The sequence below is a fragment of the Calditerricola yamamurae genome (genome assembly GCF_054654135.1).
In genome coordinates this window covers 66,158-91,417 of sequence record NZ_BAAIFH010000005.1, presented here as the reverse complement: position 1 = coordinate 91,417, position 25,260 = coordinate 66,158, and the positions used below count along the sequence as shown (strand labels likewise).

At 63.2% G+C, this 25,260-nt stretch carries 22 protein-coding genes; all 22 read right to left on the bottom strand.

The annotated features are described in order from the left end of the window. Nucleotides 1-4: 4 nt before the first annotated feature. Complete coding sequence (gene hisG, locus ACYQ0Z_RS05590; RefSeq protein WP_459865333.1) at nucleotides 5-655, bottom strand: ATP phosphoribosyltransferase; 651 nt, start codon at nucleotides 653-655, stop codon at nucleotides 5-7. Continuing rightward, a complete protein-coding gene (locus ACYQ0Z_RS05585; RefSeq protein ID WP_459865331.1) occupies nucleotides 652-1,863 on the bottom strand; it encodes an ATP phosphoribosyltransferase regulatory subunit in 1,212 nt (403 codons plus the stop codon). Before ACYQ0Z_RS05585 ends, hisG begins: the two co-directional genes overlap by 4 nt. Nucleotides 1,864-2,140: 277 nt before the next feature. Continuing rightward, nucleotides 2,141-3,385: a DUF418 domain-containing protein gene (locus ACYQ0Z_RS05580; RefSeq protein WP_459865329.1), complete on the bottom strand. Its 1,245-nt coding sequence runs from the start codon at nucleotides 3,383-3,385 to the stop codon at nucleotides 2,141-2,143. Between the two features lie 41 nt (nucleotides 3,386-3,426). Continuing rightward, a complete protein-coding gene (locus ACYQ0Z_RS05575) occupies nucleotides 3,427-3,882 on the bottom strand; it encodes a DUF441 domain-containing protein (RefSeq protein ID WP_459865606.1) in 456 nt (151 codons plus the stop codon). A 28-nt stretch (nucleotides 3,883-3,910) separates the two neighbouring features. Next, nucleotides 3,911-4,414: an acyltransferase gene (locus tag ACYQ0Z_RS05570; RefSeq protein WP_459865327.1), complete on the bottom strand. Its 504-nt coding sequence runs from the start codon at nucleotides 4,412-4,414 to the stop codon at nucleotides 3,911-3,913. A 12-nt stretch (nucleotides 4,415-4,426) separates the two neighbouring features. Beyond that, the gene (locus ACYQ0Z_RS05565) at nucleotides 4,427-5,383 is read right to left on the bottom strand and encodes a nucleoside recognition domain-containing protein (protein ID WP_459865325.1); all 957 of its coding nucleotides are present in this window, start codon (nucleotides 5,381-5,383) and stop codon (nucleotides 4,427-4,429) included. Nucleotides 5,384-5,415: 32 nt separating this feature from the next. Further along, on the bottom strand, nucleotides 5,416-6,231 hold the full coding sequence (gene lgt, locus ACYQ0Z_RS05560; RefSeq protein WP_459865323.1) for a prolipoprotein diacylglyceryl transferase: 816 nt from the start codon (nucleotides 6,229-6,231) through the stop codon (nucleotides 5,416-5,418). A 50-nt stretch (nucleotides 6,232-6,281) separates the two neighbouring features. After that, on the bottom strand, nucleotides 6,282-7,220 hold the full coding sequence (hprK, locus tag ACYQ0Z_RS05555) for an HPr(Ser) kinase/phosphatase (RefSeq protein WP_459865321.1): 939 nt from the start codon (nucleotides 7,218-7,220) through the stop codon (nucleotides 6,282-6,284). Nucleotides 7,221-7,241: 21 nt separating this feature from the next. Then, nucleotides 7,242-10,118 (bottom strand): excinuclease ABC subunit UvrA, encoded by a 2,877-nt coding sequence (uvrA, locus tag ACYQ0Z_RS05550; protein WP_459865319.1) that lies wholly within the window; start codon nucleotides 10,116-10,118, stop codon nucleotides 7,242-7,244. Continuing rightward, the gene (gene uvrB, locus ACYQ0Z_RS05545) at nucleotides 10,115-12,121 is read right to left on the bottom strand and encodes an excinuclease ABC subunit UvrB (protein ID WP_459865317.1); all 2,007 of its coding nucleotides are present in this window, start codon (nucleotides 12,119-12,121) and stop codon (nucleotides 10,115-10,117) included. The genes uvrA and uvrB overlap by 4 nt, the downstream gene beginning before the upstream one ends. Nucleotides 12,122-12,275: 154 nt before the next feature. Then, a complete protein-coding gene (locus ACYQ0Z_RS05540) occupies nucleotides 12,276-13,313 on the bottom strand; it encodes a ParA family protein (RefSeq protein WP_459865315.1) in 1,038 nt (345 codons plus the stop codon). A 191-nt stretch (nucleotides 13,314-13,504) separates the two neighbouring features. Further along, complete coding sequence (locus tag ACYQ0Z_RS05535) at nucleotides 13,505-14,476, bottom strand: sporulation protein (RefSeq protein WP_459865313.1); 972 nt, start codon at nucleotides 14,474-14,476, stop codon at nucleotides 13,505-13,507. 85 nt (nucleotides 14,477-14,561) lie between these two features. Beyond that, the gene (locus ACYQ0Z_RS05530; protein WP_459865311.1) at nucleotides 14,562-15,890 is read right to left on the bottom strand and encodes a PDZ domain-containing protein; all 1,329 of its coding nucleotides are present in this window, start codon (nucleotides 15,888-15,890) and stop codon (nucleotides 14,562-14,564) included. Between the two features lie 157 nt (nucleotides 15,891-16,047). Beyond that, entirely contained in the window at nucleotides 16,048-17,541 is a 1,494-nt protein-coding gene (locus ACYQ0Z_RS05525; RefSeq protein ID WP_459865309.1) for a S41 family peptidase, read from the bottom strand. Nucleotides 17,542-17,650: 109 nt separating this feature from the next. Further along, entirely contained in the window at nucleotides 17,651-18,898 is a 1,248-nt protein-coding gene (locus ACYQ0Z_RS05520) for a murein hydrolase activator EnvC family protein (protein WP_459865307.1), read from the bottom strand. Between the two features lie 72 nt (nucleotides 18,899-18,970). Next, the gene (ftsX, locus tag ACYQ0Z_RS05515) at nucleotides 18,971-19,864 is read right to left on the bottom strand and encodes a permease-like cell division protein FtsX (protein ID WP_459865305.1); all 894 of its coding nucleotides are present in this window, start codon (nucleotides 19,862-19,864) and stop codon (nucleotides 18,971-18,973) included. Further along, a complete protein-coding gene (ftsE, locus tag ACYQ0Z_RS05510) occupies nucleotides 19,854-20,540 on the bottom strand; it encodes a cell division ATP-binding protein FtsE (protein WP_459865303.1) in 687 nt (228 codons plus the stop codon). Before ftsE ends, ftsX begins: the two co-directional genes overlap by 11 nt. 306 nt (nucleotides 20,541-20,846) lie before the next feature. Beyond that, complete coding sequence (locus ACYQ0Z_RS05505; RefSeq protein ID WP_459865301.1) at nucleotides 20,847-21,395, bottom strand: cysteine hydrolase family protein; 549 nt, start codon at nucleotides 21,393-21,395, stop codon at nucleotides 20,847-20,849. 81 nt (nucleotides 21,396-21,476) lie between these two features. Beyond that, nucleotides 21,477-22,208 carry an SOS response-associated peptidase gene (locus tag ACYQ0Z_RS05500; RefSeq protein ID WP_459865299.1) on the bottom strand — a complete coding sequence of 244 codons (732 nt, stop codon included), beginning with the start codon at nucleotides 22,206-22,208 and terminating at the stop codon, nucleotides 21,477-21,479. A gap of 97 nt (nucleotides 22,209-22,305) precedes the next feature. Then, nucleotides 22,306-22,518 (bottom strand): hypothetical protein, encoded by a 213-nt coding sequence (locus tag ACYQ0Z_RS05495; protein WP_459865297.1) that lies wholly within the window; start codon nucleotides 22,516-22,518, stop codon nucleotides 22,306-22,308. A gap of 44 nt (nucleotides 22,519-22,562) precedes the next feature. Then, nucleotides 22,563-23,984 carry an argininosuccinate lyase gene (gene argH, locus ACYQ0Z_RS05490; protein ID WP_459865295.1) on the bottom strand — a complete coding sequence of 474 codons (1,422 nt, stop codon included), beginning with the start codon at nucleotides 23,982-23,984 and terminating at the stop codon, nucleotides 22,563-22,565. Beyond that, nucleotides 23,981-25,246, bottom strand: a complete 1,266-nt coding sequence (locus ACYQ0Z_RS05485) for an argininosuccinate synthase (RefSeq protein WP_459865293.1) — start codon at nucleotides 25,244-25,246, stop codon at nucleotides 23,981-23,983. Before ACYQ0Z_RS05485 ends, argH begins: the two co-directional genes overlap by 4 nt. Between the last annotated feature and the right edge of the window lie 14 nt (nucleotides 25,247-25,260).

The window sequence follows — 25,260 nt, the reverse complement described above, 5'->3', positions numbered from 1 at the left end:
CCCCTCATGGGGCCACCTCCGTCCGTTGCCGTCTGATCACTGCCTCCAGGCGCGCGCACAGCTCGTCGACGGCGCGGCTTTTCATGCGGTAGCTGACGAGGTTGGCGATGAGCCGCGTCGTCACCTCGGCGATCGTCTCCAGCTCCACCAGGCCGTTTTCGCGCAGCGTCTGCCCCGTTGAGACGATATCGACGATGCGGTCGGCGAGGCCCACAAGCGGCGCCAGCTCCACCGACCCGTTCAGCTTGATAATCTCCACCTGCTGCCCGCGCTCGCGGAAGTACGCCGACGCGATGCGCGGGTACTTTGTCGCCACACGCGGGGCGGGACAGGGCCGCCAATCGGGCTTTGCCGCCACGGCAATGCGGCAGCGGCTGATACCCAGGTCGAGCAGCTCGTAGACATCGCGCGCCTCCTCTTCCATCAGCACGTCCTTGCCGACCAGCCCCACGTCGGCCACCCCGTACTCAACGTAGGTAGGTACGTCGGAGGGCTTGGCCAGAATGAAGGTGAGGGCGGCATCGGGCACCGCCAGGACCAGGCGGCGCGACGCCTCCAGTTCCGCCGGCAGGGGCACGCCGCATCTGCGGAGCAGGGCCACCGCCTCGTCAAAAATGCGCCCCTTCGGCAGCGCCACGCGAAGTCCCTCGGTCATCGCGCTTCCCTCCCCGTCTTTGGCCCGCACGCCGCCGGCCCTTTGTCCACAAAGCATAGCACCCGGCCGCCGGCCCGTTCGGCGGCGCGGTCTGCCGCGTCGGCGTCGGGCACCCAGCACGTCACCACGACATTGCCCTCATCGCGCAGCCGGCGGGCCGTTTGCAAGGCCTCGGTGCGGTGGGCATCGTCGTACACCACCATCACCGTCGGCGGTCCTGGTTCCGGGGCAAGCGCCGAGACTTCCCATACCCTGTCGAGGACGAGGGCAAACCCCGTCGCCGGGGCCGGTCGGGCGAAGAGGGCCATCAGGTGGTCGTAACGCCCACCATGGAGAATTGGAAAACCGTGGTCGGCGGCGTAACCTTCAAAGAGCACGCCGGTGTAGTAGCCCAAATGGCCGATCAGCGTCAGATCGAACACCACGTGCGCGGCGACCCCATACGCCTCCAGCACGTCCCACAGCCGCCGCAGCGTGTCCAGGGCCGCCCCGCACCCAACGCCCGCCGCCACCCGCGCCGCCTCCTCCAGCGTCTCCACGCCGCCGCGGAGCGAGAGGAGGGCCAGCAACCGCTCCTTCGCCGCATCCGGCAGCGTCGACCGGCCCACGGCCTGGCGGAACCCGACAAAATCGCGCCGGGCCAGAAGCCGTTTCAGTTCGTCGCGCAGCACCGCCTCGGGCACCGTCACCTGGAGCAGCTCCGTCAGAAAGCCCATGTGCCCCACGGCCAGGGAAAAGCGGGCCACCTCCGCAGCCCGCAGGCAATCGACGGCGAGGGCAATCACCTCCGCATCGGCGTCGGCCGACCCGTCACCCACGAGCTCGACACCGATCTGCGGGAACTCCGCGCTGCGTCCCGCCTCCTTGCGTTGCCGCCGAAAGACGCTGGCCCGGTAGCACAACCGGAGCGGAAGCGGCACATCGGCAAGAAGCGAACCGACCACCCGCGCGATGGGCGCGGTCATGTCCGGCCGCAGCACAAGGGACAGCCCCTGGCGGTCAAACAGCGTGAAGCGCTGGTCGTCGGCCGTTGCACTCGCTTTGCCCACCGTGTCGTCGTATTCCAGCGTTGGCGTCTCGATCTCGCGGTAGCCCCACGCCGCCATGCGGCGCAGCACCCGCGCTTCGATCCGCCGGCGCTTGGCCAACTCGTCGGGCAACCAGTCGCGCATGCCTAGCGGTTTCTCGAAGACGCGCGGTCGACTCATCGCCTCCGCTCCCTTCTTGTCCGTCGGCAGCCCGTCGTCCGCCGTCCTTTACTTTCGTGTGCTGCCATGCTACCAAACTAAAGCATCCGGGTTTGTTGAACAGCTTACCACGCCCGGTGCGTCTTCGTCAACGGATCATCGGTGCTCTCCCAGACGTGGGCGATCCCCCGCACCGTCAGCCCAATGCTTCCCCAGCCGACCTCCCCCTCTTCACCACCATAAAAAATGAATATTTCGACGATGATCCCCGCGGCGCGGGGGCGCCGTGACCGTTCCCTTACGCTCCCCGCCCTACCCGCAGCGGCTGCCGGCGGCCATAGGTGAGCGACCGCCACACCCACTCCGCCGGGCCGAAACGGAACCGGCGCAGCCACCATGCGCTGAAGGCAAGCTGCCCGCCGAAGACGGCCAGCGTCAGGAGAAGCCCCCATGTCGGGGCGACGCGGCCGTACAGACCCAAGCCGTAACTGTAGAACAACGTGGTGCAGACGATCGATTGCAGCAGGTAATTAGTCAGGGCCATCCGCCCGGCCGCCGCGAGGGGCGCAAGGCGACGACGCCATGCCGGGCGTTCGGCAAGGAGCACGGTGGCGGAAGCGTAGAAGAGGGCCAACCCCAATCCCCCGAGGGCATAGCCGAGGAACGCCAGTAGGTCGTACACCGTCGTCATCCCCGGTGTGAGGCGGGCATCCGCGTACGCGGCCAGCGCCGCAAGCGGCAGCCCCGCAACCAGCCCCGCGGTTCCCGTACGCCGCAGAACCGACCGGGTGGCCGGCATCCGTTCGAGGAGCTTCGCCTTCGCCGCCGCGGCGCCGAGAAGAAAGATGCCCAGAAGAAAGGGGAAATAGATGATGGCATTGCCATACTGCAACGAGAGATCGATCCGGCGCATCTCCAGCTGCTGGGCATACGAACCCGACCCGAACGCGGCGAGGGATCGGTCAGCCTGCTCCTTGGCCCACGTGACAAGGTCCGGGTTTTCCGTCCCCAGCATGGGCCCGACGAGCAGCACGTAAACGCCCAGCGCCAGAACTATGCAGCCGAGGCCCCACACCAACGCCGTCTTGGCCGTCCGGCGGCGGAACGGAAGAAGGAGGAAGCCGACCAGGGCATACGTCAGTAGGATGTCCCCCGACCAAATGAACAGCGCGTGCAGCCCACCGATGAGCAGGAGCACGGCCAGCCGGCGGGCGTACAGCCGGCCCGGTGACCCGCCGCGCCCCGCGGCCCGTTCGGTGAAGAGCACCATGCCCATCCCGAACAGAAGCGAAAAGAGGGGGTAGAACTTCCCCTCCGCCAGCACCTGGATCAGCCCCTGAACCGCGTTGTCCCACGGGCTGTCCCACGGATCCACTCCGGCCAGGTCCCAGAAGATCACCGGCGAGCTGAAGTGGGCCATGTTGACGGCCAAAATGCCGAACAGGGCCAGCCCCCGCAACACATCGAGGGCAAAAAGGCGCTCCCCCGGGGCAACCGGCGTTGGCTTCGGACCCGGAGAAGCCATTGGGCGCCGGTCGTCCATGTCCTTCTCTCCCCTTTCGGTGGTATGCGCGCCCGCAGTCCTCATCCCAGCTTCCGGCCCAATCCCAGCAGAACGGCCAGGATGCCAGCGGCGATGAGCGGTCCGGTGGGCACGCCGCGGAACAAGGCCACCCCCAAAATGGTCCCCACGAGGATCCCCGTGACGACAACCGGGTTCTGCGCCATGAGCGGGACACCTTTGCCGGCCAGGTATGAGACGAACACGCCGACGGCGACGGCCAAGAGCGACGCCGGCGTGGTGAACGCGCGCACCAGCGCGCCGGGAGAAATTTTGCCGCTGGCCAACGGGGCCATGATGCCCATCGTGAGGACGAGGATACCCAAGTTCAGGCCGTGCTGTTCGAAAAAGGGCAGCAGTCTGTCCAAGTGGGCCAGGCGAAACAGCAGCAGCAGCAACACGGCGATCGACACCGGTGCGTTGTGGCTGACAATGCCCAACACGGCCAACGCGAGCAGCAGCAGACTGGTTGCGTCCACGGATGCCATCGGTCCCGTCCCCTTTTCCTCATTGCCGATCGGCAGGCCGGTAGCGGTCACGAATGACGCGCATCGGGTTCCCGCCCACGAACGCCCCGGGAGGCACGTCGCGGTGCACCACCGTCCCGGCGGCCACCACCGCACCGTCCCCGATGGTCACACCGGGCAAGATGGTGCAGTTGGCGCCGATCATCACATTGTCGCCGATGACCACGTCGCCGAGGCGGTACTCGTCGACCAGGTACTCATGGGCCAGGATCGTCGTGTTGTACCCGATGATGCAGTTCTTCCCCACCCGGATGCGCTCGGGAAAGAGCACGTCAACCATGGCCATCAAGGCAAAGGCCGTCTTGTCCCCCACGCGCATGCCGAGAAAGGTGCGGTAGAGCCAGTTCTTGACCGACACAAAAGGACAGTAGCGAGCCGCCTGGATGACGAGGAAGTTTTTGACCACCTTCCAGAAGGGCACGGTGCGGTACAGCTGCCACAGCGAATTGGCGCCCGACACCGGGTAGCGTTCCGTCCTCCGCACAGCCGTCCTCCTTTACGCGCGGTAGGTTGTCGGGCGTTGCGCCCGTCGGGCCTCCAGGGCGCGCCACACGCGGGCTAACAGCATGGTCAGGATCAAGGCCACCGCGAGGCGCAACGCCAGCAACCCCAACACGTTGATGCCCAAGGGCACGAAGATGAGCGTGTCCTCCACCACGGCGTGGCAGGCCGACAAAAAGAGGGTCAAGAGGTACAGGTCGCGCTTTGAAAAGCCGGCTTCCCGCGCGCTCTCGATGATCACGCCGGCGCCAAAGGCAAGCCCGAACAGGAGGCCGGCCAGGAGCGTCAACGACGTGCGCTCCGACAGGCCCAGCAGGCGGGTCAGGGGAGCCAGGAGGCGGGACAAGCGATCCACAACGCGCAGGTCCTTCAACAGCTCGATCCCCACCATCAGCGGCAGCACGATGAGGGCCATCTGCACCACGCCCCAGAAGGCCGTCTCGATCCCGTGCCAGGCGATGGCATCCCAGTCGCCGGCGAGGTCGGGAACCGCCGGGGGAACCAGGCCGTATCGCGCCGGCTCCTCACCGCCCCGCCACAGCAGGTTGAGGAGCGCCGCCGATCCGAAGGCCAGCCCCAGGCGCATCCCCGCCGCGGCCCCCACACGGACGCCGATGCGCCTTGTCACCGCCGTCTCGACGAGGAGGTTGTGGGAAAAGCTGAGCATGACGGCAAGGAGAAAGACTTCCTTCACCGTCAGGGACATCGACAGCATCGCCCCGATGGCCGCATACAGGTTTAACAGGTTGCCCAGGGCCAGCACCACGGCCGCCTCGCCGGGAAGGCCGACGAGCTTCATCAGGGGGGCAAACAGCGCCGTCAGCCCGTCGATCACCGGCGTGTAGCGCAACACGGTAACAACGACGGTGACGGGAAAAATCACCTTGCCCAGCGTCCAGGACGTCCGCGCGCCGGCCAACAGCCCGCGGCGCCATGTCTGTGCGGTCACCACAGGGCCTCCCCCCTTGTCGCCATGCGCATCCTTCACGCGTCTTCGTACCGCTTGGCGGCCCGGCCTGTCCACCGGCGCACCACCAAGAGCACAACGGAGCCCGCAATGAGCAGGAGGCTCATCACCTGCGCCGCGCGCAGCGTATCCGTCAGCATCAGGCTGTCCGTACGCAAGCCCTCGATAAAGAAGCGCCCGATCGAATACCAGATCAGATAGGTCAGGAACACCTCACCGCGGCGCGGATTACGCCGTCGCAGAACAAGGAGCACGCCAAAACCCAGCAGGTTCCACACCGACTCGTACAAGAAGGTGGGGTGCACATAGGACTGCCACTTCGGGATGTACATCTGTTCAATGATCCAGTCCGGCAGGTGCAACCGTTCCAGAAAGGCGCGGCTAACCGGCCCGCCGTGGGCCTCCTGGTTCACGAAATTGCCCCACCGTCCGATGGCCTGGCCGAGAATCAGGCTGGGGGCGACAAGGTCGGCCAGCTTCCAGAAAGGGATTCCGCGCCGCCGCGCGAATCCATAGGCCGTCAGCACGGCGGCGATGAGCGCCCCGTGGATGGCCAGGCCCCCCTTCCACACGGCGATGATCTCACCCGGATGCTGGCTGTAGTAGTCCCAACGGAACAGCACGTAATACGCCCGCGCCCCCAGGATGGCCAGCGGCACGCCATACAGCAGCAGATCGAGAAACAGATCGGGATCCAGGCCGAACCGCTTCCCCTCGCGCACGGCCACAGCCAAGCCGACCAGCACCGCCGTCCCGAGAATGAGGCCGTACCAGTGGACGTCGAAGGGGCCAATGGAAAACGCAATCGGATCGATGACCGGTGTACGGTCCAACGCGTCTCGCCTCCTTGCCTTCGCCTGGCCAGGCAGTACCCCCGCTGGCCCTACAGCAGGTCCTCGAGGGACGCTTCCTCGATCGTGTCGGTCAGTCGTTTGGAGAAGTGCACCGCGGCGTTGTACCCCATCCGCTTCAGCCGGTAGTTCATCGCCGCCACCTCGATGATGACGGCCAGGTTCCGGCCCGGCTTCACAGGGATGGTGATGAGGGGCAGCTCGGTGTCCATGATCTTCATCGTCTTCTCGTCGAGGCCGAGCCGCTCGTACTGTTTGGTGGGATCCCACGCCTCCAGCTCAACGACGAGGGAGATGCGCTTGTAGTTCCGGACCGCGCCGGCACCGAACAGGGTCATGATGTTGATGATGCCCAGCCCGCGGATCTCCAGCAGGTGACGGATCAGCTCCGGTGCGCTGCCAATCAACTCGTTCTCCTGCGTCTGGCGGATCTCCACGGCGTCGTCGGCGACAAGCCGGTGGCCGCGCTTCACCAGTTCCAGGGCCGTTTCGCTCTTGCCGATGCCGCTGGCACCCACGAGGAGGATGCCGATGCCGTACACGTCGACCAGCACGCCGTGGATCGTCGTCCGCGGGGCGAGGCGGTTTTCCAGGTAATGGGACAGCTTGCTGGCCAGCTTAGTTGTCGGCAGGGTCGACAGCAGCACGGGGACGCCGGTCTCCTCCGAGGCCTGGATCAGCTCCGGCGGCACTTCCTGCCCCCGGGTGATGCAGATGCACGGCGTTTTCTCCGTGCACAGGCGGCGAAACCGTTCCAGGCGCGTCGCGGAATCCAGTCGTTCGGCGAAGGTCAATTCCGTCCGGCCCAGAAGTTGCACCCGGTCGGCCGGGTAGTAGGTGAAGTACCCGGCCATCTCCAGTCCCGGACGGCAGATGTCCATCGTCTCGATGGACCGCTTGACGCCCCGCGCGCCACTCACCACCTTCAGCTGAAAGGTGCTGACCAGATCCTGCACGCGCACCGTTTCCATGGTCTCCCCTCCCCCTCGTCCCTAGCGCGTGGCCGCCGTCTCTTCGGCTGCCTCCCGCGCCTGCATTCGACGCCGGTCGCGCTCCAGGATCGGCTTGAGAAACTGCCCGGTGTACGATTCCGCCACTGCACTGATGGCCTCCGGCGTCCCCTCGGCGACGACCTGCCCGCCGCGGTCGCCGCCCTCCGGACCGAGGTCGATGATCCAGTCGGCCGTCTTGATCACGTCGAGGTTGTGCTCGATCACCACCACGGTGTCGCCGTTGTCCACCAGGCGATGAAGCACCTTCAGCAAGCGGGCCACGTCATCCACGTGCAGCCCCGTCGTCGGCTCGTCGAGGATGTACAGCGTCCGCCCGTTGCTGCGCCGGTACAGCTCGGCAGCCAGCTTCACCCGCTGCGCCTCGCCGCCGGACAGCGTTGTCGCCGGCTGGCCCAGCTTCATGTACCCCAGGCCGACGTCGTAGAGGGTTTGGAGCTTGCGCTGGATGCGCGGGATGTTGCGGAAGAACTCCAGTGCCTCCTCCACTGTCATCTCCAGCACGTCGGCGATGGTCTTACCCTTGTAGGTGATCTCCAGCGTCTCGCGGTTGTAGCGCTTGCCCTTGCACACATCACAGGGTACGTAGACGTCGGGCAAGAAGTGCATCTCGATCTTGATGATCCCGTCGCCCTTGCACGCCTCGCAGCGGCCGCCCTTGACGTTGAAGCTGAAGCGCCCCTTCGTGTACCCGCGCACCCGCGCCTCGGGCGTCTGGGCAAACACCTCGCGAATGTCGTCAAACACGCCGGTGTAGGTGGCCGGGTTGGAGCGCGGCGTGCGGCCGATCGGCGACTGGTCGATGTTGATCACCTTGTCAAGATGTTCCAGTCCCTCGATCCGATCGTGGGCCTCCGGTTTCTCCTTGGCCCGGTGCAGCTCGCGGGCCAGGGCCTTGTACAGGATGTCATTGATCAGGGTGCTCTTGCCCGACCCGGAGACACCGGTCACGCACACGAACAGGCCAAGGGGGATGCGCACGTCGATGTTCTTAAGGTTGTGCGCCTTGGCCCCGCGCACAACCACGGCCTTTCCGTTGCCCGCCCGCCGCGCCTCGGGCACGGGGATGAACTTGCGCCCGCTGAGGTACTGGCCGGTGAGGGAGGTGGGGTGGCGCATCACCTCTTCCGGCGTGCCCGCCGCCACCACCTGCCCGCCGTGGGCCCCCGCCCCCGGCCCGATGTCGATCAGGTAGTCGGCAGCCAGCATGGTGTCCTCGTCGTGCTCGACGACGATCAGCGTGTTGCCCAGGTCGCGCATCTTCTCCAGGGTGCGGATCAGTTTGGCATTGTCCCGCTGGTGCAGCCCGATGCTCGGCTCGTCCAGCACGTAGGTCACCCCGGTGAGGCGCGAGCCGATCTGCGTGGCCAGGCGGATGCGCTGCGCCTCCCCGCCAGACAGGGTGCCGGCAGCGCGGCTGAGCGTCAGGTAGTCGAGGCCGACGTCGACGAGGAAGCTCAGGCGGGCGTCGATCTCCTTCAGGATGAGGCGGGCGATCCTCCTCTCCTTCTCCGTCAGCGTGAGGTTGCGGAAGAAGTCCCGCGCCTCGGCGACGGACAGGTTCGTCACCTCGGCGATGGTTTTCCCGCCGACGGTAACGGCCAGGCTCTCCGGCTTCAGGCGCGCGCCGCCGCACGCCGGGCACGGTTTCTGGGCCATGTACGCCTCCAGCATCTCGCGCACGTGCTCCGACGTCGTGTCCCGGTAGCGGCGGGCGATGTTCGGGATTACCCCCTCAAAGGGGATGGCCGCCTCCTTCACCTGCCCGAACTCGTTCTCGTAGCGGAAGCGGATCAGCTCGCCCGGCGCTCCGTGCAGAAGAAGGTTCAGCTGCTCAGGCGGAAGGTCGCGCACCGGCACATCCATCGGGATGCCAAAGTGAGCGCACGCCGCGGCCAAGAGTTGCGGGTAGTACGTCGACGACGACCCAGCCCACGGGTCAATGGCCCCCTCGGCCAGCGTCTTCGACGGGTCAGGGATGACCAGGTCGACGTCCACCTCCTGCTTTACCCCCAGGCCGTCACAGGCCGGGCAGGCCCCATAGGGGCTGTTGAAGGAAAAGAGGCGCGGCTCCAGCTCGCCCAGGCTGAACCCGCATTCTGGACAGGCCAGGTTCTCACTGAAGAACAGTTCCTCCTGCCCGACGACGTCGACGACCACCTGCCCCTCGGCCAGCTTGAGGGCCGTCTCGAGGGAGTCGGCCAGACGCGACCGGATGCCCTCCTTGATCACGATGCGGTCGACAACCACCTCAATGGTGTGCTTCTTGTTTTTCTCCAGGTGGATCGGCTCACCCAGGTCGCGCACCTCACCGTCGACGCGCACACGCACAAACCCCTGCTTGCGCACCGCTTCCAGGAGCTTGGCGTGCTCCCCTTTGCGCCCGCGCACGAGGGGCGCGAGGATCTGCATCCGCGTCCGCTCCGGGTAGGCCAGCAGGCGGTCCACCATCTGCTCGACGGTCTGGGCGGTGATCTCGACGCCATGGACCGGACAGTGGGCCTTGCCGATGCGGGCGTACAGGAGGCGCAGGTAGTCGTAGATCTCCGTCACCGTGCCCACGGTGGAGCGGGGGTTGCGGCTCGTCGTCTTCTGGTCAATGGAAATGGCCGGCGACAACCCCTCGATGGCGTCGACGTCGGGCTTCTCCATCAGGCCGAGGAACTGGCGGGCGTACGCCGACAGCGATTCCACGTAGCGGCGCTGTCCCTCGGCGTAGATGGTGTCGAAGGCCAGCGACGACTTGCCCGACCCCGACAGCCCGGTGATGACGACCAGCTTGTTGCGGGGAATGGTGACATCGATGTTTTTCAGATTGTGCACGCGGGCACCCTTGACAACGATGTACTCCTGGGTCATCGCTTCTCTCGCCTCGATTCCGTGGCCAAGTCCGCCTTCAGTTCCAGCAGCAGGTCGCGGAGCTCGGCGGCCCGCTCGAACTCGAGCCGGCGCGCCGCCTCCTTCATCTCCTTTTCCAGGCGCTGGATCAGCGCCTGTTTCTCCCGCTTCGTCATGCGCGCATATTCTTTCTCCGGCAGGTAGTCGGCTGTCGCCTCCGCCGCGTGCGTAGCCTGGATGATGTCGCGCACGGCCTTCCGCACCGTCTGCGGCGTGATGCCATGGGCCTTGTTGTAGGCAATCTGCTTCTTGCGGCGCCGCTCCGTCTCGGCAATGGCCCGCCGCATCGCCTCCGTCATGCGGTCGGCGTACAGGATGACGTGGCCGTTGGCATTGCGCGCCGCGCGGCCGATGGTCTGGATAAGAGCCGTTTCCGAGCGCAGGAAACCCTCCTTGTCGGCATCAAGGATGATGACAAGGGACACCTCGGGGATGTCCAGCCCCTCGCGCAGGAGGTTGATGCCCACCAGCACGTCGAAGACGCCGAGGCGCAGGTCGCGGATAAGCTGCATCCGCTCGATGGTCTTGATCTCCGAATGCATGTACTTGACCTTAATGCCCACCTCGCGCAGGTAGTCGGTCAGGTCCTCGGCCATCTTCTTCGTCAGGGTGGTGATGAGCACCCGCTCGTTCTTCGCCACCCGCTGGCGAATCTCCCCGATCAGGTCGTCGATCTGCCCCTTCGTCGGCCGCACGTCGATGGTCGGGTCGACCAGGCCCGTCGGGCGGATCACCTGTTCCACCACATACGGTGCCTTCTCCAGCTCGTAGGGCCCCGGCGTGGCCGACACGTAGATGATCTGGTTGACCTTCTGCTCGAACTCCTCAAATTTGAGCGGGCGGTTGTCGGCCGCCGAGGGCAGCCGGAACCCGTACTCGATCAGCGTCTCCTTCCGCGAGCGGTCGCCGTTGTACATCGCCCGCAGCTGGGGAATGGTGACGTGGGACTCGTCGATGATGATCAGGTAATCATCCGGGAAGTAGTCGAGCAGGGTGTACGGCGGCTCGCCCGGCGCGCGGCCCGTCAGGTGGCGGGAGTAGTTCTCGATGCCCGAGCAGTAGCCCATCTCGCGCAGCATCTCCAGATCGTAGCGCGTGCGCTGCTCGAGACGCTGGGCCTCCAAGAGCTTCCCCTGGGCGCGCAGCTCGGCCAGCCGCTCCTCCAGCTCCTGCTCGATGCTGACAAGGGCCCGCTGGAGCGTGGCCTGGCTCGTCACGTAGTGCGACGCCGGGAAGATGGCCACGTGCTCCCGTTCGGCGAGCACCTCGCCGGTGAGAACGTCGATCTCGGTGATGCGGTCGATCTCGTCGCCGAAAAACTCCACCCGCACGGCCTGCTCCGTCCGCGAGGCGGGGAAGATCTCCACCACGTCGCCGCGCACGCGGAAGGTGCCGCGGGTGAAGTTGAGGTCGTTGCGCTGGTATTGGATGTCCACCAGCCGGCGCAGCACCTCGTCGCGGCTCTTCTCCATGCCTACGCGCAGGCTGACGACGAGGTCACGGTACTCCCGCGGGTCGCCCAACCCGTAGATGCACGACACGCTGGCCACGATGATCACGTCGCGCCGCTCGAAGAGGGCGCTGGTGGCCGAGTGGCGAAGCTTGTCGATCTCGTCGTTGATGGACGCGTCCTTCTCGATGTACGTGTCCGTCTGCGGGACGTAGGCCTCCGGCTGGTAGTAGTCGTAGTAGCTAACAAAATATTCCACAGCATTGTGCGGAAAGAACTCCTTGAACTCGCTGCACAGCTGGGCGGCGAGGGTTTTATTGTGGGCGATCACCAGCGTCGGCTTCTGCACCTGGGCGATCACGTTGGCCATGGTGAAGGTCTTCCCCGTTCCCGTGGCCCCGAGAAGGACCTGGTGCTTCTCGCCGCGCCGGATTCCCTCCACAAGCTGGCGGATCGCCTCCGGCTGGTCGCCCATGGGCTTGAACTCGGACACGAGCTGGAACGGCCGCTCCACTGCGCTTCCTCCTTTCCGCACGGACAAGAATTTGATTGCATCTAAAGTATTATACCATAATGTTCAGGTATTATTTTTTATAGAAGTTCGTTAAAAAACGTGTAGACCGAGTACCTTATTAGGTACATCGTCTACACGCTAATTCCAACAAAATTTACATTTTTACTTCCATTGTTGTTAACTCAATAACTTTATTAGCCATATCAAGGAATATTTCTTTAAATTTCTTGATGTTTTCCTTGGTATTTTCAAGTACCTTTCCGGTTTGAGCTACTTGTTCATCTGTTAATGCGAATACTGGCGTTTGTTTCTCTTGAGAGATTGCAATCAAACTGTTAAAATCAGGTATAGTAGACAAGGTGTAATCCAAAGAGTAATAATCACCTGGTAGTAACATATCGCATTGAGACAAAACTTTTACTAACTTGTTAGATACAGTTTCCCCTATCTCATCAATCCATTTTTGAAAAGCTTTTGCTGGAGCATTTTTTCTTGGTCGGTACTTTTGGATTATTGTACCCAAGAACTTGGGAGTGATGTCTGGGAATGCATAACTTGCATTTTTAAAGTGCGAATGTGCTCTTTTAGCCCATTCATGCCAAATAGGAATAACTTTCACTAGAGAATTAATAGCCATTACTGAGAAAAAGTCAGTATTAGCAGGTACAATAAAATAATCAGATGTCATAAGCAAATTTTGGTTTATTGAACTTAAACTAGGATTCATGTCTATTATTACATAATCTGCGTTGTACTTTTTAGCTGTAACGTTTAATAAATAGGAAATAGATCCCGGTAAATTTTGCAAAGTTTGAATCGATCCCGATAATTCTTGAGCAATTCCTAATGTAACTTCATATTCAGCTAGCGCAATGTGACCTGGTAACAAAAATAATCCATCTATACCTGAAATAGGAATACATTCAATAGGTTCAATTTCTTGACCAGGCCTTGATTCAAATGCTGGCGCTAAACCGTCCCTTATATTGTTTTTGGAGTCGATTTCATAAAATTTTTCCAGTTCATACGGACCTTTATAGCCTAACACCAAACCAGTTAAATTACATTGCGGATCAGCATCTACTAAAATAACCCTTTTGCCAAGAGAAGCCATCATCCACCCTAGATTAAATGCAGTAGTCGTCTTACTAACTCCTCCTTTGTGGTTAAACAAGGCTATTTTCTTCACCATCATGAGCTCTCCTTTCTAGAATGGCTAAACTTTATTTGATACGAAATATATCGCAAACTTATGTATACTTAAATTATATTTCACCCGCACCAAAAATCAAATACAAATCCAAGAGAAAACCTAATATAAAACCGGGCGGGATACTTCACCACCGCCCGGTCGCTGCTATTTTTACTAAATCTAACTCGAAATCACAGCCAATCGCCATCGTCACCGTCAAACATGTCGCCGTCGAGCATATCCCCGGCCGCTTCGACGGCATCACCCAATTCGTCGAGCAGTTCGGCGAGCAAAAAGCCGCCCACCATCCCCGCGGCAAACGGGCCGATTCCGGTGCCGGGCACGTGACCATGGGCGTGCCGCCCGTGCCAGTGGCCCGGATGCCCCGGCGATTGGCCAAGGTGCCACGAGTGCAGGGGGATCTGCGGTGCATGGTGCGGATCGGCCAGCACCCGCTCCAGCGTTTCCTTTAGATGAGCCACCAGCGCCTGCTCCTGCCCCTCCTCGAGGAGGCGGACCGGAACGGCGATCTCCAGTTTCCGCTCCGCTTCCCGCGCCAGCCAGCCGCCCCGCACCCACTCCACTTCCGACAGCAGGTAGAACGTGTCGGCAGTCTTGCGCAGGAGAAACTCCCATTCCTTGATCGGGAGCTGGGGATTGGCCGAGAAATATTCAAATTCCTGGCCATAGGCCGTCAGCTTGCCCCACTCGGCCTTGCGCCGGAAGCCCAGCTGTTCGATGGCGCGGAACAAACGCTCCGTTGGCTTATCGGGCAGCACGGTAATGGGGTCGAAATCCTTCGGATCCACCGCAAAATCGACGTCCAATTGGGTGCGAAACCCGTAGCGCACCGAAGAAGAGCTGATGGCCAAATTGGCCGGCAGCACAAAGGAAAAGGGCACTTCTTCCCGATGCGGCTGCGGCGGCACCGTCACCTGGTGCAACACCGGGATGCGGTGAACCGTTCGCGTGGCAAGGCGGTTGTGCACGCGCACCTCCATCACCAGGCTGACGGTCAAGTCGTTGACCTTCTGCGCCACCGTCCCGCCGGAAATGACGATCTTGCCCGTCACCTCTTCCCCGACGCGGAACGCGTCCCGATCGAGCTGCAAGTCGACGGACGCTCCGCCCACACCCAAGCGGGCCAGCAGGTTCTTCCACATCCCCCATCGCCTCCTCCCGTATGGTTCCACACCCATTTTACCCCCCGGAGGGAGGTTCCCCAACCTGCGAAACGCGCGACACCGTTCACGACGACGCCGTCTCGGAAGGTTCCCGGGCGCCGTCGGCCACTTCCGCCCGCGATCCAACCGGGGAACGGCGCGACGCCTGCATCCCCGTGCGGCCGCGCAAGCCGAAAAGCCCGGTATCCTCCACCTCGACGTAGTACGGGGCATCCTCGTCGGGAGCGAGCACAATGCCCAGCTGATGGTGATCGGTGGCGTACACCGTGCGCTGCACCAGGCGCACCTCGCCGTTTTGGTCAAGCACCTCCAGCCGGCAATGGGCCCGGTTGCGGCTCAGTGCCGCGTGCAAATCCAGCCGCGTGCGCACCTCCACCCCGTTGACGCGCCGGAGGCGGTCGCCGGGCACAATTCCCATCGCTTCAGCCGGGCTCCCCGGGAGCACTGCCAGCACGCACAGGCCTTCCGCGCCGTGCTGGAAAAGGGCGGGCCGTCCCCGCTCCTGCCACCGTCCGAAACGGATGAGGGCTTCGTGACCGACCGCCGCAAAGGTGGACGCCAGAAGCGCGGCCGGTAGCCACACGCGTGCCCAACCGGCGAGCGCCAACAGGATGAGGCTGTACGCGAGCAGCCATCCCGCAGCATGCCGCGCCTTTTCCTGCGCCGTGCGGGTAAGCGCCACGTCGCTGTAGCCGATCAGTGCCGGCAAGCCCGCCACGGTCCAGCTTGTCGCACCGCTGCCAAACAACGGCCACCATCCCGGTCCGCCTCCCCCGCCGCCCGCGGCCGGCACGACCACGATGAGCGGCAGCAGCCACAGCCGCTGCAACGCGTAGCCGCCAACGAGCTTGCCCCGCGGGCTCCGCAGAAACAGCGGGGTGGCCCGGTTCCCGCCGTGCAGGAAGACCAGGACGCTTTCCACCAGATGCAAGATCGCCACCAGCGCAGCGAGGGAAGGAACGTCCACCTGCAGGAGAAAGCGCCCCAGGGGTGCCAGCGGGGGGATGGCGAAAGCGGACGGAGCCAGCTGCGCCACCGACGCGGCAGTGCCAACGATCCCCCCCGCGTACGCCAGGCACAGATAGCGAAAGCGCGCGATCGCCAGCACCAGCGCCACGCCCCACAGGACCGCCAGGGTGTGCGGATGAACAACCACGCCCAGCCCTACGAGAAGCGCGGAAGCCGCCAGCCCGCCCCCGGCACCCATCAGGACGGAATGGAGCGTCTCCCGCCACACGCTGCGAAGACGGACAAAAAAGAGCCGCCGTTCCAACGCCACCTGCCGGGCGTAAAATGCCGCGAGCAACGCCACGAAGACAAAGGTCGCCGGATGAACAGCGACGCGCAACCATTCCTTCCCCATCGCCAGCCAAGGCTGCAGTGCCCCGTTCATGATTCGCCCCCCTTGCCGCGAAAAAAACACCACGGTCCCTGCCGTGGTGTCCCTTTTCGACAACGCGCCCATCCGTTCCTGCTCTCGCGGTGGGCCAAAGCGGACAGCCGGGAAGGGCCCGACGGTCGACAGCGACCGCGGGCGCGGCGGAAAGGCGTTATGAGTCGACCTGTTTCACCAGTACCTGCAGCGCCGTTTGCAGCTGTACGTCGTTTTCGGGGTTCTCAATGCGCTTGCGCAGCTCATCCTCGATGCGCGTCGCCGTCTCGGCGTCAACCACGCCGGTAACCGGCAGCCCATGCACACGCTGGAAAGCCTTCACGGCGCGTTCTGTCTGCGCATCAAAGTACCCGTCGGTGCGCCCAGGCGGATAGCCAATCCCCTGGAGCATCACCTGCAGGTTGTGGACCTCGATGTTGTTCATGTCATAGCGCAACGCACGATCCCTCGGCAGCGGTACGGCCTTGAAGTAGGCCGGCTGGTCGACGACGATGTCGGGCTGTACCCCCTTCTTGTTGATCCAATGGCCCTTGGGCGTCAGCCACTTGGCTACGGTGAGCTTGACCGTGCTCTTGTCGACAAGGTCCACCGTTTGCTGGACGGTGCCCTTGCCAAAGCTAGGTTTTCCGACCACCGTGTACCCGCCCGACTCCTTGAGCGCCGCGGCGAAAATCTCCGCCGCACTGGCGCTGCCCTCGTCCACCAGGACAACAACGGGATAGGGTTTGCGGCCGTCCAAGGTAGACCGGTACGTCTCGCGCTGTCCACCGCGCTGTTCGATGTGCAGGATCACGCCGTGGTTCGGAACGATCTGCTTGGCCATATCCAGCACGGCTTCCAAGAGGCCGCCCGGATTGCCACGCAGATCGATCACCAGCCCCTTGATGCCCGCCTCTTCCAACCGCTTCAGCTCTTCCGCAAACCGCTTGCTGGTTCCGGTGGAGAATTGGGTGATCTCGATGCGGCCGAACGGGATGCCCCGCTTCTTAAGAATCCCGGCATGAACCGTCTCGATGGGAATCTCGTCGCGGATGATCACCAGCTTGAGAGGTTGCGAAACCCCCGGCCGGATGATCTCCAGGTGTGCGGGCGTCCCCTTGGGGCCGCGGATCTTCAGGACAGCTTCCATGAGCGACAGCCCCTCGAGGCTCTCGCCGTTCACGCGGATGATCTGGTCGTTCGGGCGAAGCCCAGCCTTTTCCGCCGGCGAGCCCTTAATCGGTGCGACGACGGTCACCCGCCCGTTTTCCATTTTCACTTCCGCCCCGATACCCTCAAAGGAACCCTCGACGGCATCCTCCAAATGTTGGGCCGCCTCCTCATCCAGATAGGACGTGTACGGATCGTCCAGGGCCTCCAGCATCCCCTCGATGGCGCCGTTCACCAGCTTTTCGTCCGCCACCGGCTCGAGGTAGTGGCGCTGGATGAGGCGATAGGTTTGCACGACCTTGCCAAAGGAGGATGGCAGCCCGTCCCCGCTTGACGACGCTTGTCCCACACCCGACAGCGTCAAGAGGTTCGCCTCATCGTTCGGGGAGGAAAACAGGCGCGTCACCGCCTGCACGCCGTCAACGGCCACCAGCGTCAGGGTGCTCGACAACACGGCGGTACCCAGCACCAGTGCCACCACCGTTCGGCCATTCCACCTCACGCCGCTCACCCCCTTCCCGTTTCCGCCCCCTCGCTTCCCATCTCTATGCCCGTTACCCTCGCCTTACCACATGCGGTTTGGCGCGCTGCGGATCCGGTTTACGCTGCGCTTATCGCAAGTAGTTCATCGGATTGACCGCCTGCTGGTTCTTGTACACCGTAAAATGCAAGTGCGGACCCGTGGAACGCCCGGTCGAACCGACCAACGCGATCTTCTGCCCGCGCCGCACATGCTGTCCCACGCTGACGAGAATGCCGCCTTCCTTGATGTGGCCGTACAGCGTCCACAGGCCACCGCCGTGGTCGATGATCACGGTGTTGCCGTAGCCGCGCATGTACTCCGCGACGATCACCTCGCCGTCTGCCGCGGCCACAATCGGCGTCCCTTCCGATGCCGGGATGTCGATACCGTTGTGCAGGCTCCGGTTCCCCGTAATCGGATGCACGCGATAGCCAAACCCCGACGAAATGCTGTGGGCCGACGGCACCGGCCAGGCCAACGCTCCGCCGCCTGTGTAGACGGGGCTATGGCCCGATCCGCCCGAAGCGCCCGATCCACCCGAGGACCGGCTGCGCTTGGGTTGCTGCTGTTCAAGCAGCCGCTCCAGCTCCCGTTTCTTGGCCAAGTACTCGGCGGCGCGCTGAAGCGCCAGTTGCTCCTCCTCTTCCTTGATTTCCGCGATTTCCTCTTCCTTTTTCTGCAGCATGTGCACCGTCTTTTGCTTTTCCTGCCGGACGGCCACCAGTTGGGCCTTTTCCCGCTCCACTTCGGCAACGAGCGCGCTGAGCTTTTTCAGGTCGCCTTCCAACTTCGTCTTTAGCGCGGCGATGGCATCGCGGTCGCGCTTCTGCTCTTCCAGCAGCTTGGCATCCTGCTCGGCAATCAGCGTCAGCGAGCGCAGGCGATCGAGAAAGTCGGCAAAACTCTCCGCGCTAAACAGCACTTCCAAGTACGAAACATCGCTGTTTTGATACATCAGGCGCAACCGGGTGCGGAGAAGCTTGTCCCGTTCGGCAACGCGCCGTTCCGCCTCTTCCAGTTGCCGCGCGGTCCGGTTTAATTCGGCTTCCTTTCCGGCAATCTCCCGTTCCAGCTTCGCAATGCGCGACTGGACTTCTTCCACCTTCAGGTCGAGGTACATGATGTCGCGACGAAGTTGCTGTTGTTGCGCGTGGATGTGCTGAAGCTGTCGATCCGCCTGCTGTGCCCGCTGCGCCGCCGCCTTCTGCTCCTCGCGAATGCGGGCGATCTCGCGTTTGAGCTTGCTGACCTGACTTTCGGCCCCGCCCAGCTGCGGGAACAGCGTCGCCGCCATCACCGCCGCCGCAAGCACGGCGGACCCCCATGCTTTGCGCATCCCGTGTTCCCCCTCCCGACACGTTGGTGTGTGTTTCTCCGCGTGCGTTTCGGGTGTGGCGTTTTCCGTCTCCTATACCTTCAGGAAGCGACGCATCGAAATCAGGCTGCCCCACATCCCAATCAGCATGCCGATGACCACGAGCAACAGGGAAACCTGTGCCATCAGTGGTGTGACGGGTAACAAATCGAGGAAGAAGAGCGACAAGTCTTGCCGCACCATGTCGAGAAGCGCGTGATACCCCACCCACAGCACGGCGATGGGCAGCAGGGCGCCCAGGAACCCCAGAAGCATGCCCTCGATGAAGAAGGGCCAGCGAATGAACCAGTTGGTGGCGCCCACCAGTTTCATAATCTCGATCTCGCGCCGGCGCGCAAAAATGGTAATTTTGATCGTGTTCGAGATGAGGAACATGGCCGTAAACGCCAGGCCGACAATGAACACCAGCCCGACATTGCGCACCATGCGTGTGAAATCAAAGAATTTTTCCACCCATCCCTTGCCGTATTGTACCTCATCCACGTGGGGAATCTGGCGAATCTTCTCGGCCACCTGCGGTGTCTGGTGCGGATCATAGGTTTTCACGTCGAAGCGGTCCTGCAAGGGGTTCTGTTTTTCCAACCCTTCCAGCAGCTCCGCTTTGTCCCCTAGGCGCTTTTTCAGTTCCTCCATCCCCTGATCCTTGGAGACATACACGACCGACTTGATGCCCGACTGGTTACGCAACGCCATTTCCACCGCCTTCACCTGCTCCGGCTTGGCGTCGGGCGTGAGGTAGACCTTGATTTCCACCTGGCTTTCCACGTGCGCCATGAAATGGTTGACGTTCATTGCCAGGATGAGAAAAACGCCGAGCAGAAACAGGGTGACGGCCACCGCGCTGACCGAGGCGAAGGTCATCCAGCCGTTGCGGCCGATGTTCTTGACCCCTTCGCGCAGATGACGGCGGAAGGTTCTAAGTTTCATAGCCGTATTCCCCCCGCTGTTCATCGCGCACGATTTCTCCGTTTTCGATGGCAATCACCCGTTTGCGCATCGTGTTCACGATTTCGCGGTTGTGCGTGGCCATCACCACCGTCGTGCCACGATTGTTGATTTCCTCCAACAGGTGCATAATGCCCCACGACGTTTCGGGGTCCAGATTCCCTGTCGGCTCATCGGCAAGGAGCACGCTGGGACGGTTGACGAGGGCGCGGGCAATGGCCACGCGCTGCTGCTCGCCGCCCGAAAGCTCATCCGGGTACACGTCGGCCTTGTGCGAAAGTTTCACCAACTCCAGCACTTCCTTAACCCGCTGCCGAATCTGCTTGCTGGGAGCCTCCACCACTTCCATGGCAAAGGCCACGTTTTCGTGCACCGTCAACTTGGGAAGCAGCTTGAAATCCTGGAACACAACCCCGATGTTCCGCCGCAGGTACGGGATGCGGCGCTCCCGCAGCGCTTCCAGGTTGATGCCGTTGACAAAAATTTGGCCTTTGGTCGGCCGCTCTTCTCGGTACATCAGCTTGATGAACGTCGACTTGCCGGCGCCGCTGGGCCCGACAACGTAGACGAATTCCCCTTTCTTGATCCGGACCGTGATCCCGCGAAGGGCGTGGGTGCCGTTAGGATAGGTCTTCCACACGTCGATCATCTCGATCAAGGCCGATCCCACCTTCGCGCAGAGTTCGCCGACGACCGATTTCGTTTTCTCGACACGTTGCGCGTCGCTTCCTCTTCTTCACGGCCGAACGTCGGCGACTTCGAAAAAAGACGAAAAGGCTCGCCGGCGCGCGATTGACACCGAAATTGATTATACCATCTCAATTCTGAACAGTTGACCCCAAGTTGATGAAATTTGTGTGAAAAAATCCTTTACAATTTAGTTTTATTAAGTATTTAGTGTAAAATTATTACATAGAAAGGACAAAAAAGGAATCCCTGCTCCCCCACATCATTCCTGAACGGATTACAGAATTCGGGCCGCCAGGATGTCACGCATGTACCGCAAGCCCTGCTCGTGGGTGGTGTCGTCAAAGCTGGCCACGCCGTCGCGGTACACCACCGTCGGGATCTGCCGGTACCAGGCGTCGGCCACCGTCTGCTGGACGCAGATGTGGGTGCAGACACCGACGACGTGCAGCTCCTCAACCCCCGCCTGCTTCAGGATGTACTCCAGTCCCGTGTTGTAGAAGGCACTGTAGCGTTGTTTCGGCAGCTTGATCGTCTGCAGGTCGTCGGGGTGCACCAGCGCCTCCAGCTCGTCTACCAGCTCCGCGCCTTCCGTCCCGGCAATGCAATGGGGCGGAAACGGCCCGCCGTTTGTCGTGAATTCCGGGTCGTCTTCTCGATGGTTGTCCATGGCGAACACGACGAGGTCACCGGCGGCCTGGAACTGGCGCACCTTGTCGACGATGAACGGGATGATGGCCTGGGCCGGTTTCCCGCATGTCAGCTTGCCCTCATCGAGGACGAAGTCCTTCACCATATCCACCACGACAAGGGCCCGCTTGGGCATCGGCACCCACCTCCCTGGACGCTCTACCTTCAGTGTGCCGAAGCCACGCCGGTTTCGCAAGTCGCCCGCCGCCTGCTGCTTCTATGGCAAGGGATCGTTCGCGGGTTCTCCGGCGTCCGCCGCCACCGGACGCGCCGTCCCGTCGGGCGCAGGAAGCGGCGCAGCGCAGTCTGGTGCGTCGTAGCGCGCGTTGTTGACGCGCGTGCTCACGGGGTAGCACACGAGTTCCTCCGACGGATAGGGACGGAGCAAGTCCTGCAGCCGTTCCACATCGGCCACCGTGCGATCCAGCCACAGCGCTTCCCCTTCCGGCGGGAGAATCACCGGCATGCGCGGATGGACCGGCGCGGTGAGGGCGTTGGCCCGCGTGGTCAAGATGGCGCAGCCGGTATAGGTCGTCCCGTCGGCCCCCTGCCACTTCTCCCACAGCCCGGCAAAGGCAAAGGGCTGTCCGTCGCGGCGCCGCACGCAGTACGGCTGCTTGCGCCCGCCTTCTGCCGACCACTCGTAGTAGCCGTCGGCCACGATCAGGCACCGGCGCGTCAAAAACGCGCGGCGAAACGCCGGCTTTTCCGCCGCTGTCTCTGCGCGGGCGTTAATCAGCTGGTGACGGGCCGTCGGCGCCTCGGCCCACGGCGGAACGAGTCCCCACCGCACAAACCCGGCCCGTCGCCGCTTCCCATCATGGACGATTACCAGAACCGGCTGCCCCGGCGCGATGTTGTACCGCGGCGCCAGTTCCTCTGGCACCGCCGCATCGAACCGCTCCCGGAGTGTCTTCGGATCCGTCTGCAGCAGGAAGCGTCCGCACATCTTCGTCTCCCCCTTCGCCCCGCGAAGGCCATTCTGCTTCCATTTTATCGATTTTAATGCCCCCGCTCTCCCTCTTTCCGGTTCCGCACCCTGCGGGTCACGGATGTGTTGCCGCCAGGAGCACCCGTTTGAACCCGTAGAAGACCGGCGTTTCCGGAAAGCGCGTCCGCAGCCGTTTCCGGTAGCGGGCGAGAAACGCGCTGTGCAGATCCGAAGGAAGGGTTTTCAGGTAGGGGATCCGTGCCGTACCCGTGCTCCATTCGACCCGCGCGTCGACATTCGCGAGGACAAAGGTTTCACGCAAATGCAAAGGGACGGCCCGGGCATGCCCTCCGGCACGCCCGGGCCCGCCGGCTACAGCTCCACCGCAATCTGCTTCTCCTTCTCCTCCACCCACGCGCGCGTGGCGGCCAGCTTCTCCTCAAACAGGCCGAGCTGCCACCGCACCTGCTCCGGTGCCGTGCCGCCCAGCGAGTTGCGCGCGGCCACGACACGCTCGACAGCCAGGGCTTCGTACACGTCGGCATCGATGCGGTCGCAGAACTGGCGAAACTCATCGAGGGTGAGATCCAGCAGGTACTTGCCCTGCCGGAGGCAATACAGCACCGTCCGGCCCACCACCTCATGGGCCTGGCGGAAGGGCATGCCTTTCCGCACGAGGTAGTCGGCCAGGTCGGTGGCGTTGGAGAAGTCCTGACGCACCGCCTCGGCCATCCGCGCCGCATTCACCTTCATCGTGGCGATCATCGGGGCCATCAGGGCGAGGGCTCCCTGGAGCGTCCGGACCGTGTCGAACATCCCTTCCTTGTCTTCCTGCAAATCCTTGTTGTACGCCAGGGGCAGTCCCTTGAGCACCGTGAGCAGGCCAATGAGGTGCCCGTAGACGCGCCCCGTCTTGCCGCGGACGAGCTCGGCCACATCGGGGTTCTTCTTCTGCGGCATAATCGACGAGCCGGTGCAGTAGGCATCGTCCAGCTCGACGAAGGAAAACTCGGCGCTTGTCCACAACACCAGTTCCTCGCATAGGCGCGACAGGTGGGTCATCACCAGTGCCGCGGCGGCCAGAAACTCGACGACGAAGTCACGGTCGCTGACGGCGTCGAGGCTGTTGGGAGCCACATCGTCAAAGCGCAGGAGCTCGGCCACGTAGCGCCGGTCGATGGGGAACGTGGTTCCGGCCAGGGCGCCGGCGCCAAGGGGCAGCACATTGATCCGCTTCCACCCATCGATAAGCCGCTCGATGTCGCGCTGGAACATGGCCGCATAGGCCAGCAGGTGATGGGCGAACAGGATGGGCTGGGCCCGCTGCAGGTGGGTGTAGCCGGGCATCACCACATCCGGGTGGGCCTTGGCCTTCTCCAACAGCGCCTCCTGCAGGTTGGCCAGACCGCGCACCAGCTCCACCACCCGTGCGCGCAAATACAGCCGCATGTCCAGGGCCACCTGATCGTTGCGGCTGCGGCCGGTGTGCAGCTTGCCGCCGACGGGGCCGATCTCGTCGATGAGCAGCTTCTCGATGTTCAGGTGCACGTCCTCGTGCGCCACGGAAAAGGTGGCCTCGCCCCGCTCCAGTTTCTCGCGCACCTTCTTCAGCCCCGCCTTGATCGCTTCCACGTCCTCCGGCGGGAGGATGCCGCAGCGGCCGAGCATCGTCACGTGGGCCAGGCTGCCGAGGATGTCCTCGCGGTACAGCTCCCGATCGAAGAAGATGGAGGCGGTATACGCCTCCACCTGCGCATCTGTCTCTTTCGTGAACCGTCCGCCCCACAGCTTCATGCGCGGACACCTTCCTCACGCGACGCACCGGAGACCGGTGCCGCCTCCGTCACCGGCGTGCCCGTCTTCACCCCGTTCACCTGGGCAAAGGTGCGCGTCGGCAGGCCCCACAGGTGGATAAACCCGACGGCCGCCTTGTGGTCGAACCGGTCGCCGGTATCGTAGGTGGCCAGCTCAAGGGAGTAGAGGGAATGCGGCGAACGGCGACCGACGACGACGGCGTGTCCCTTGTGCAGCTTGACACGCACCGTACCGGTGACCGTCTTCTGCGTCTCCTCGATAAACGCCTGGAGCGCCTCGCGCAGCGGCGAGTACCACAGCCCCTCATACACCACCTGGGTGAACCGGTGCTCGATGAGCGGTTTGAATTGGGCCACCTCGCGCGGCAGCGTGAGCGCCTCCAGCTCCTGGTGGGCCTTGATCAGCACCGTCGCCGCCGGCGCTTCGTACACCTCGCGTGACTTGATGCCGACGAGGCGGTTCTCGATGTGGTCGATCCGTCCCACGCCGTGCTTCCCGGCGAGGGCGTTCAGCTCGGCAATCAGCACGTGCAGCGGCTTGGACTCGCCGTTCACGGCCACCGGCTTGCCCTGCTCAAACGCGATCTCCACGTATTCCGGTTCATCCGGCGTCTCGGCGAGAGGTTTCGTCCATTCATAGGCCGCTTCCGGCGGCTCCGTCCACGGGTCCTCCAGCACACCGGCCTCGCAGCTGCGGCCCCACAGGTTCTGGTCGATGCTGAAGGGGTTTTCCTTGCCCACCGGCACGGGGATGCCATGCTTCTCGGCGTAGGCAATCTCCTCTTCCCGGCTCATCGCCCACTCGCGCACCGGGGCCACCACCTTCAGCGCCGGATTGAGGGCCGCCACCGAGACGTCAAAGCGCACCTGGTCGTTGCCCTTGCCCGTGCACCCGTGGGCCACGGCCACCGCCCCTTCCTTTTCGGCAATTTCGACAAGGGTCTTGGCAATCAACGGGCGGCCGAGGGCCGTCGCCAGCGGGTACTTGCCCTCATACAGGGCGTTGGCCTTTAACGCGGGCAGGATGTACTCCTCGGCAAAAACCTCCCGCGCGTCGACTACGTACGAGGCCACGGCGCCGATCTTGAGCGCCTTTTCCCGCACGAAGTCGAGGTCCTTTCCTTCGCCCAAATCGAGGGCCACCGCCACCACATCGTAGCCGTAGGTTTCCTTCAGCCACTTAATCGCCACGGAGGTGTCAAGTCCTCCAGAATAGGCGAGCACCACTTTCGGATTTCCCATCTCCTGCACCCCTC